The following is an 8,734-nucleotide window of genomic DNA, read 5'->3' on the forward strand; positions in this document are numbered from 1 at the left end:
AAAGCGGAGATCGGCACCCGCCGCTGGCCCGACCGGACCACTGCCCGCGCTGAGATCTTCACCTTCATCGAGACCTTCTTTCAACCGCAAGCGGCTGCGAAGGCATCCAGTCTGGGGCTACCTCACACCGCTGGAGACCCGGCAGCGACACGAACAAGGACACGCCCTCGCGGCGTAAGCATCGAGTGTCCAGCATCACGGGGAAACTTCACCCATCGCAATGGTCCGCTGACACGGTCAAGGAGCGTTGGTCCCCAGCTGGTCCCCAAGAATGATCAAGGGCTGGTTTCGGATACATCCGAAACCAGCCCTGATCTGCGACTGCCTCCAGTCGGGACGACAGGATTTGAACCTGCGACCCCTTGACCCCCAGTCAAGTGCGCTACCAAGCTGCGCCACGTCCCGGTGCCCGTCTGACCTGGGGTTTCCCCTGGCTGAACGCGCACGGAAACAATACCGCACTCGGGCCGGTGGTCGCGCACGCGTTTATCCCGCTCGTTGATCCGGCGAGCGGAGGGCGACGTCTCCGGCACCACCCCCTTGACCTCAAGTTTGCTTGAGGTTGCAGGCTCTCCCTCATGACGACGACGTACGGATTCACGGAGCTGCCCGAGCTGATGGGGCTGATGACGGGCGCGGAGAAGCACGGGCCGGCGGCCACCTCCACGCTGGACGTGCTGTGGGTGCTCTACGACCGGGTGCTCCGGGTGGAGCCGGAGCGGCTGGAGGACCCGGGGCGGGATCGGTTCCTGCTGTCGAAGGGGCACGGCCCGATGGCCTACTACGCGGTCCTCGCGGCGAAGGGGTTCGTGCCGGTCGAGTGGCTGCCCGGCTTCGGCTCCTACGACTCGCCGCTCGGCCACCACCCGGACCGGGTGCTGGTGCCGGGCGCGGAGATCGGCAGCGGGTCGCTCGGGCACGGCCTGCCGATCGCGGTCGGGACGGCGCTCGGACTGCGGGCCCAGGGGCGAGTCGACCCGGCAGTGTGGGTGCTGATCGGGGACGCGGAGCTGGACGAGGGCAGCAACCACGAGGCGATCGCCTACGCCGGTCCCGCCGGGCTCGACCGGCTGCACACCGTCGTGATCGACAACTCCTCCGCCAGTCACGCGCTGCCCGGCGGGATCGCCGCCCGGTTCGAGGCGGCGGGCTGGTCCGCCGAGACCGTGGACGGCCGCGACCACGACGCCCTGCACGCCGCCTTCACCGCGCCGCACCCGGGGCGGCCCCGGGTCGTGGTGGCCCGCGTCGAGCCGAAGAACGCCTGAACCGGCCCGACCCCGAGAGCTCCGCAACCACCCTGAAAGGACGAAGACCTCATGGACACCATGCGTGACCGCCTCGCACCCGTCGTCTCCGGCATGCTCGACGAGGATCCCCGGGTCGCGGTGGTCCTCGCCGAGATCGGCCGGGACGGTTTCGTGGATGCCGCGCGCCGGCATCCGGACCGGGTGATCAACGTCGGCATCCGGGAGCAACTGCTGATCGGCGCGGGCGCGGGCCTGGCGCTGGCCGGAATGCGGCCCGTGGTGCACACCTTCGCGAGCTTCCTCGTGGAACGGCCCTTCGAGCAGGTGAAACTGGATCTGGGACACCAGGACGTGGGCGCGGTGCTGGTCAGCGCCGCCGCGTCCTACGACTGGCCCGCCGGCGGCTTCACCCACATGGCGCCCGGCGACGTGGCCGTCCTGGACACGCTCGACGGGTGGACCGTGTACGTACCGGGGCATCCCGACGAGGCCGAGACGCTGCTGAGGCACGCGGTCGGCGCGGGTGGGGGCAAGGACGACAAGGTGTACGTACGGCTGTCCGCGCAGTCCAACGAGCAAGCGCTCGCAGTGGACGGACAGGGGTTCCTCACCGTGCGGGAGGGGCGCCGCGGGGTCGTCGTCGCCGTCGGGCCCATGCTCGACGCGGTCCTCGATGCCACGGAGGGGCTCGATGTGACCGTGCTGTACGCATCCACCGTGCGCCCGTTCGACTCGGCCGCGTTGCGCCGGGCCACCGACTCGGCCGGCGCGGACGTCGTCCTCGTCGAGCCCTACCTGGCGGGGACGTCGACGGCCGCAGCCAACGACGCGCTCTCCGATGTGCCGCACCGGGTGCTCGGGCTGGGCGTGGGGCGGCGGGAGCTGCGGCGCTACGGGCAGTTGGAGGAGCACGTGGCCGCGCACGGGTTGGACGCGGCCTCGTTGCGGGAGCGGATCACGGGGTTCCTGCGGTAACGGCACGCACGGGTCGAGGCGGCTCAGTCGGCGGCCGGGAGCCCCAACTCCGGGTAGGCGTCGAGCAGTTTGGTCGGTGCGGCCTGGCGCCAGGAGTCGGCGAGGACATCGCGCAGCTCGGCCTCGTCCTCCAGCGCGGAGAGCCGCACCCGCACCCAGGCGAACCCCGCCTCGTGCTCGGCGATCCAGAACTTGCCCGGCTCGGCGAGGACCAGCTCGTCCCGCTCCACCTTGGGGCACCGCACGGCCATGGACGTCTCGTCCTCAGGCAGCGTCGCGAACATCTTCCCCGCCACCCGGAAGGTGGGCATGCTCCAGGCGACCTTCTCCGTGCTGTCGGGCAGGGAGAGGGCGACACGTCGTACGTCTTCTGCATCGGGCATGAGACGCACGGTAGCGGTGACCACTGACAATCAGCGTCGGAAGGTGCCGCCGGTACTGGCAAAACGACGGCGGAGCATGCCGCCCCGCCTCCTCAGTCGTTCACTTCATCGTTCACTTCGGTCGGGCACTTCGGTCGGGCACTTCGGTCGGGCATCTCGCTCGGCCAGCGCAGGTTTGGTCCACCTCACTCCGCCGCCTCCCCCAGCGCCTCCAGCACCGGCCGGATCAGTGGATGTCCCTCCGCGCCACGGCGTACGGCGGCGAAGACGCGGCGCGTGGGGGCCACGCCGTCCACGGGGCGCACGACCACGCCCGTGAGGTCCGTGCCGCGCAGCGCCGAGCGGGGTACGAGGGCGACGCCCGCGTCGGCGGCGGCGAGGGCGACCACGGCGCGGAAGTCGTCGGAGGAGTGTTCGAGGCGCGGCTGGAAGCCGGCGTTCTCGCAGGCCAGGACGACGACGTCATGGCAGGGATTGCCGGGATACGGGCCGATCCAGGGGTCCTTGGCCAGTTCGGCGAGCGGCACCTCGGCCGCGTCGGCGAGGCGGTGGCCGACGGGCACGACCGCGTCGAACGGCTCGGCGTACAGCGCGACATGGGTGAGGCGGGGGTCGTCGGCGGCCGGCGCGCCCCGGTACTCGACGGCCACGGCGATGTCGACCTGCCGGTCCAGGACCATCGGCAGACTCGCGTCGCCCTCGGCGTCCTGGACGCGGAGGCGGATGCCGGGCGCGGACTCGGCGAGGCGGGCCAGCGCGGGTGCCACGACCTGGGCGATCCCGGTGGCGAAGGAGGCGACCGTGACGGTGCCGGCTTCGCCCGAGCTGTACGCGGCCAGTTCCGCCGCCGCCTGTTCCAGCTGGGCGAGGACCGCGTTGGTGTGGCCGAGCAGGATCTCGCCGGCCGGGGTCAGCCGTACGCCCTTCGCGCCCCGCTCGACCAGACGGTGCCCCGTCTCCTGTTCCAGGGCTGTGAGCTGCTGGGACACGGCGGAGGGGGTGAGGTACAGCGCGGCGGCAGCCGCCGTCACCGTACGGTGGTCGGCCACCGCACGCAGGATGTGGAGCCGCCGCGCTTCGATCATGGGATCGATTCTCTCAAATGCCCGCTTTCCCCCGAGCCGCGCGCATCTGGTCTCCGCCCCGGCCGGACCGTTCCGTTCGGCCCTCCGGCTCCGCCCCGGCCGGACCGTTCCGTTCGGCCCTCCGGCTCCGCCCCGGCCGGACCGTCCGTTCAGCCCTCCAGCTCCGCCCCGGCCGGACCGTCCGTTCAGCCCTCCAGCTCCGCCCCGGCCGGACCGTCCGTTCAGCCCTCCAGCTCCGCCCGTGCCGCCACGAACGCGTCCACCGCCCGGTGCACGTCCGCCGTCGAGTGCGCGGCGGAGAGCTGGACGCGGATGCGGGCCCGGTCCTGCGGGACGACCGGGTAGGAGAAGCCGATCACATAGACGCCTCGTTCCAGGAGCAGCTCGGCCAGGCGGCCCGCCTTCGCCGCGTCACCGATCATGACGGGGGCGATCGGATGGTCGCCGGGGAGGATGTCGAAGCCCTCCTCGGTCATGCGGCGGCGGAACAGCGCCGTGTTCTCGGCGAGGCGGACGCGCAGGTCGTCGGCCGACTCCAGGAGGTCGAGCACCTTCAGGGAGGCCGCCGCGATCACCGGCGCGAGGGTGTTGGAGAAGAGGTACGGCCGGGAGCGCTGGCGCAGCAGGGCGACGATCTCGGCACGGGCGGCGACGTAGCCGCCGGAGGCGCCGCCCAGGGCCTTGCCGAGCGTGCCGGTGATGATGTCGACGCGGTCCATGACGCCGTGCAGTTCAGGGGTGCCGCGGCCGCCGGGGCCGGTGAAGCCGACGGCGTGGGAGTCGTCGACCATGACCATGGCGTCGTGGCGGTCGGCGAGGTCGCAGATCTCGCGGAGGGGGGCCACATAGCCGTCCATGGAGAAGACGCCGTCGGTGACGATCAGCTTGCGGCGGGCGCCGCCTTCGGCCGCCTCCTTCAACTGCCGTTCCAGGTCGGCCAGATCACGGTTGGCGTAGCGGAAGCGGCGGGCCTTGGAGAGCCGGATGCCGTCGATGATCGAGGCGTGGTTGAGGGCGTCGGAGATCACCGCGTCCTCGGGGCCGAGCAGGGTCTCGAAGACACCGCCGTTGGCGTCGAAGCAGGAGGAGTAGAGGATCGTGTCCTCCTGGCCGAGGAACGCCGACAGCCGCGCCTCCAGTTCCTTGTGCACCTCCTGCGTACCGCAGATGAAGCGGACGGAGGCCATGCCGTAGCCCCAGCGGTCGAGGGCCTCGTGGGCGGCGGCGATCACCTCGGGGTGGTCGGCGAGGCCGAGGTAGTTGTTGGCGCAGAAGTTGAGGACCTCGCCGGGACGACCGCCGGCGGTGACCGCGACGGTCGCCGACTGCGGACTGCCGATGACCCGCTCGGGCTTGTGCAGCCCGGCGGCACGGATCTCGTCGAGGGTGGTGCGCAGGTCGTCGCGCACGGAGTCGAACATCGGGAACTCCTAGAAGAAGCAGGTGACTTACAAGGTCCGGACGCGGCTGACTCACGCAGTCCAGTCGAGGATGACCTTGCCGCCCGCGCCGCTCGCCGCGTCCGCGAACGCCGCCTCGTGGTCGCGGTAGCCGTAGCGGCCGGTGATGACGGGGGCGAGGTCGAGGCCGCCCTCCAGGAGCACCGTCATCGCGTACCAGGTCTCGAACATCTCGCGGCCGTAGATCCCCTTGATGGTGATCATGGACGTGACGACGCGGGACCAGTCGACGGCGAACTCCTCGGACGGCAGTCCGAGCATGGCGATCCGGCCGCCGTGCGTCATGTTGGCGATCATGTCGCGCATCGCGGCGGGGTTGCCGGACATCTCCAGGCCTATGTCGAAGCCCTCCCGCAGGCCCAGGGTCCGCTGACCGTCGGCGATGGTCGACTCGCCCACGTCGAGCGCGAGGCTGACCCCGATCTTGCGGGCCAGTTCCAGCCGGTCCTCGCTGACGTCGGTGACCACGACGTGCCGGGCGCCGGCGTGCCGGGCGACGGCGGCGGCCATCAGGCCGATGGGGCCCGCGCCGGTGATCAGGACGTCCTCGCCGACCAGGGGGAAGGAGAGCGCGGTGTGCACGGCGTTGCCGAACGGGTCGAAGATCGCGGCCACATCGAGGTCGACGGGGACGCGGTGCACCCAGACGTTGGTCGCGGGCAGGGCCACGTACTCGGCGAAGGCGCCGTCACGGCCGACGCCGAGGCCGACGGTGGCGCGGCACAGGTGGCGGCGGCCGGCGAGGCAGTTGCGGCACTTGCCGCACACGAGGTGGCCCTCGCCGCTGACCCGATCGCCGACCTGGATGTCGGTGACGGCCCGGCCGGTCTCCACGACCTCGCCGACGAACTCGTGGCCGGCCACGAGCGGGGTGCGGATGGCCTGCCGGGCCCAGCCGTCCCAAGCCCGGATGTGCAGGTCGGTACCGCAGATCCCGGTCCGCAGGACCTTGATCAGGATGTCACCGGGGCCGATCTCGGGCTCCGGGACGTCGACGAGCCACAGTCCGGGCTCCGCCTTCTCCTTGACCAGCGCCTTCAACGCTACGGCTCCTGTGGGTGCGCCCCCGGCGCGGTCCATGACGAGCGGTCCATGACGAACAGGCCCGTACCGGGGAGAGGGGTGGGATCGCCGATCAATCTGCCGCACGCCGGCACCCCGGGTCCATCGAGGTTTTCTTAACCTCCGCCGCAGCTTTCCTTCACACCCACTCCGCTCCCGGCAGCGCGGAGTGAAACGATGTGCTCATGACCAATGAGCCACATCTCGACATGGGTCAGGACGATTGCGCGGGGGGAGCCACGGCCGAACCACATGCTGCCAGGACAGCGCCGGACCCGGACACCGTGCCTCGCTGCGGCGAACCCGGACCGGACAGCTGGACCCTTCTGCTACAGGGTGGCAGTTTCTGCGCCCTGCCACTCGGCCACTCGGGGAGGCACTACGAGTCGGGAGCGCCCAGGACCTGGATCGCCGACGAGTAGCCTCATCCGCGATCCGCCATGAAGTGCCACCCGCTTCGCAGCTCACGGGAACGCCTCCCGCCCCTCGATCCGGGCGGCCAGTTCCGCGGCCATCGCCTTGATGGTCTCCAGGCCCGCCCGGCCCCAGGGGCGCGGTTGGACGTCCATGACGCAGACCGTGCCGAGGGCGATGCCCGTACGGTCGAGGAGGGGCGCGCCGAGGTAGGAGCGGATGCCGTGGTCGTCGACGACGGGGTTGCCGGCGAACTTCGGGTACTCGCGCACGTCTTCGAGGACGAGCCCTTTGCGGCGGACCACCACGTACGGGCAGAACCCGTGGTCCCGGGCGAGGCGGCGATCGACGCCGAGCAGCGTGGTGTCGGCTGTGGGCTGTGCCGACACATGCAGGCCGGCGAAGAACTGCCGTTCCTCGTCGATGAAGTTGACCGTCGCGTACGGCACCGCGGCGACCTCCGCGAGCCGGTCCGCGAAGGCGTCGAACTCCGGTTCGGCGTACGCGCCGAGCCCCAGCATCCGCAGCCGCGCCACGCGCTCGGGGGCGCCCGGGTCGTCGGGAGTGAGCAGCAGCCGTCCGACGGGACGCGGCGGGTCGTACGTCACGTGTGGGCTCCGTGGCTCGGCAGCTGCGCCGGGGTGTGGGCGAGGAGGTGCCGGACGAGGGTGAGCAGGGTCTGGACGCCCGAGCTGGAGATCCGGGCGTCGCAGCAGACGACGGGGATCTCCGGGTCGAGGTCGAGGGCCGCGCGCACCTCGTCGGCGTCGTAGCGGTGGGAGCCGTCGAACTCGTTGATGGCGACGATGAAGCCGAGGCCCCGCTGCTCGAAGAAGTCGACGGCGGCGAAGCAGTCCTCCAGGCGGCGCGTGTCGGCGAGGATGACCGCGCCGAGGGCGCCCTCCGAGAGTTCGTCCCACATGAACCAGAACCGCTGCTGTCCGGGGGTGCCGAACAGATAGAGCACATGGCGCGGGTCCAGGGTGATGCGGCCGAAGTCCATCGCGACGGTCGTCTCGACCTTGTTCTCGATGCCGTCGAGATTGTCGGTGGCGGCGCTCACGGTGGTGAGCAGTTCCTCCGTGCTCAGCGGCGCGATCTCGCTCACCGCGCCGACGAAGGTCGTCTTGCCGACCCCGAACCCTCCCGCCACCAGGATCTTGAGTGCGGTGGGGAAGGGGTCAGAGCTGTCGTCGTAGTCCATCGAGCACTGCCTCCAGAAGAGACCGGTCTGTCGGGTTGTGGTGGAAAACCGGGGGCTTGGTGGTGAGGGCTCCGCAGTCGACGAGGTCGGACAGCAGCACCTTGGTGACCGTCGCCGGCAACGTGAGGTGTGCGGCGATCTCGGCGACCGAGACGGGTGCCCGGCACAGGTCGAGTGCGGTCGCATGCTCGGGGCCCAGATAGCCGAGGGGGGTCGCCCCGGTGGCCATCACCTGTGAGAGGAGATCGAGCGCGGTGGTCGGCCGGGTCCGGCCGTTGATGACGGTGTAGGGGCGCACCAGGCGCCCGGCGGCGTCGTCGTACAGGGGTCCGTCGCCGGCCGCGGGCACGGTCAAGGCCTCATCGCGGAGGGTTCGACGGCTTGCCGGGGCTGGGTGACCAGGTACGGGCGGACGCTCTTGACCAGCATCGCCATCTCGTAGCCGAGGACGGCGGCGTCGGCCTCCCGTCCGGCGAGCACGGCGAGGCAGGTGCCGGAACCGGCGGTGGAGACGAACAGCAGGGTCGAGTCGAGTTCGACGACGACCTGGCGGACGTCGCCGCCGTCGCCGAAGCGGACGCCCGCGCTGCGTCCCAGGGAGTACAGGCCGGAGGCCAGGGCGGCCATGTGGTCGGCGCTGTCCGGGTCGAGGCCGTGGACCGACTTCACCAGCCCGTCGCAGGAGAGCAGCACCGCGCTCGTGGTGTGCGGTACGCGCTGGACGAGGCCGCTCATCAGCCAGTCGAGGTCGGATACATGGCCGGTCGGCGCTTCGCTCGCCATGGTGGATCGACTCCTTGGGGTGCGTTGGTCTGCGGGAGCTGTCTCTTAAACAAATCTCCGAGCCCACGAGAACGGCAGAAATCTCGTAATCCGTTTTTCGATTAAAAAAAAAAAAAAA

General features: G+C 70.7%; 10 protein-coding genes and 1 tRNA gene. 2 read left to right on the forward strand and 9 right to left on the reverse strand.

Annotation, left to right across the window (positions count from 1 at the left end; all coding sequences use genetic code 11):
• Positions 1 to 331: 331 nt before the first annotated feature.
• A tRNA-Pro gene (locus P1P70_RS35000) sits at positions 332 to 405 on the reverse strand.
• 173 nt (positions 406 to 578) lie between these two features.
• Between P1P70_RS35000 and P1P70_RS35005 the strand changes: the two genes are divergently transcribed.
• Both P1P70_RS35005 and P1P70_RS35010 read left to right on the forward strand, forming a co-directional pair.
• Positions 579 to 1,268: a transketolase gene (locus P1P70_RS35005; protein ID WP_319245060.1), complete on the forward strand. Its 690-nt coding sequence runs from the start codon at positions 579 to 581 to the stop codon at positions 1,266 to 1,268.
• Between the two features lie 51 nt (positions 1,269 to 1,319).
• Entirely contained in the window at positions 1,320 to 2,225 is a 906-nt protein-coding gene (locus tag P1P70_RS35010) for a transketolase C-terminal domain-containing protein (RefSeq protein ID WP_319245062.1), read from the forward strand.
• Positions 2,226 to 2,248: 23 nt separating this feature from the next.
• On the opposite strand, the gene P1P70_RS35015 is transcribed toward P1P70_RS35010, so the two are convergent.
• From P1P70_RS35015 to P1P70_RS35050, 8 genes are all read right to left on the reverse strand, one after another.
• Entirely contained in the window at positions 2,249 to 2,608 is a 360-nt protein-coding gene (locus P1P70_RS35015) for an MmcQ/YjbR family DNA-binding protein (protein ID WP_319245064.1), read from the reverse strand.
• A gap of 185 nt (positions 2,609 to 2,793) precedes the next feature.
• Positions 2,794 to 3,693: a LysR family transcriptional regulator gene (locus tag P1P70_RS35020; protein WP_319245066.1), complete on the reverse strand. Its 900-nt coding sequence runs from the start codon at positions 3,691 to 3,693 to the stop codon at positions 2,794 to 2,796.
• Between the two features lie 221 nt (positions 3,694 to 3,914).
• The gene (locus tag P1P70_RS35025; protein ID WP_319245067.1) at positions 3,915 to 5,114 is read right to left on the reverse strand and encodes a glycine C-acetyltransferase; all 1,200 of its coding nucleotides are present in this window, start codon (positions 5,112 to 5,114) and stop codon (positions 3,915 to 3,917) included.
• A gap of 51 nt (positions 5,115 to 5,165) precedes the next feature.
• Positions 5,166 to 6,194 (reverse strand): L-threonine 3-dehydrogenase, encoded by a 1,029-nt coding sequence (gene tdh, locus P1P70_RS35030; protein WP_319245068.1) that lies wholly within the window; start codon positions 6,192 to 6,194, stop codon positions 5,166 to 5,168.
• 485 nt (positions 6,195 to 6,679) lie between these two features.
• The gene (locus P1P70_RS35035; protein WP_319245070.1) at positions 6,680 to 7,237 is read right to left on the reverse strand and encodes a GAF domain-containing protein; all 558 of its coding nucleotides are present in this window, start codon (positions 7,235 to 7,237) and stop codon (positions 6,680 to 6,682) included.
• Positions 7,234 to 7,833 (reverse strand): GTP-binding protein, encoded by a 600-nt coding sequence (locus P1P70_RS35040; protein ID WP_319245071.1) that lies wholly within the window; start codon positions 7,831 to 7,833, stop codon positions 7,234 to 7,236. Before P1P70_RS35040 ends, P1P70_RS35035 begins: the two co-directional genes overlap by 4 nt.
• Positions 7,811 to 8,182: a DUF742 domain-containing protein gene (locus P1P70_RS35045; protein WP_045556837.1), complete on the reverse strand. Its 372-nt coding sequence runs from the start codon at positions 8,180 to 8,182 to the stop codon at positions 7,811 to 7,813. Before P1P70_RS35045 ends, P1P70_RS35040 begins: the two co-directional genes overlap by 23 nt.
• A gap of 2 nt (positions 8,183 to 8,184) precedes the next feature.
• On the reverse strand, positions 8,185 to 8,616 hold the full coding sequence (locus P1P70_RS35050) for a roadblock/LC7 domain-containing protein (protein ID WP_239758947.1): 432 nt from the start codon (positions 8,614 to 8,616) through the stop codon (positions 8,185 to 8,187).
• Positions 8,617 to 8,734: the final 118 nt, after the last annotated feature.

This window comes from Streptomyces sp. MB09-02B, assembly GCF_033794485.1.
Taxonomy (GTDB): Bacteria; Actinomycetota; Actinomycetes; order Streptomycetales; family Streptomycetaceae; genus Streptomyces.

What these genes read in the sequence shown, in the direction of transcription:
- P1P70_RS35020 (WP_319245066.1), bottom strand. Translation starts at nt 3,693, where the DNA reads ATGATCGAAGCGCGGCGGCTCCACATCCTGCGTGCGGTGGCCGACCAC.
- P1P70_RS35050 (WP_239758947.1), bottom strand. Translation starts at nt 8,616, where the DNA reads ATGGCGAGCGAAGCGCCGACCGGCCATGTATCCGACCTCGACTGGCTG.
- P1P70_RS35010 (WP_319245062.1), top strand. Translation starts at nt 1,320, where the DNA reads ATGGACACCATGCGTGACCGCCTCGCACCCGTCGTCTCCGGCATGCTC.
- P1P70_RS35015 (WP_319245064.1), bottom strand. Translation starts at nt 2,608, where the DNA reads ATGCCCGATGCAGAAGACGTACGACGTGTCGCCCTCTCCCTGCCCGAC.
- P1P70_RS35040 (WP_319245071.1), bottom strand. Translation starts at nt 7,833, where the DNA reads ATGGACTACGACGACAGCTCTGACCCCTTCCCCACCGCACTCAAGATC.
- P1P70_RS35025 (WP_319245067.1), bottom strand. Translation starts at nt 5,114, where the DNA reads ATGTTCGACTCCGTGCGCGACGACCTGCGCACCACCCTCGACGAGATC.
- P1P70_RS35005 (WP_319245060.1), top strand. Translation starts at nt 579, where the DNA reads ATGACGACGACGTACGGATTCACGGAGCTGCCCGAGCTGATGGGGCTG.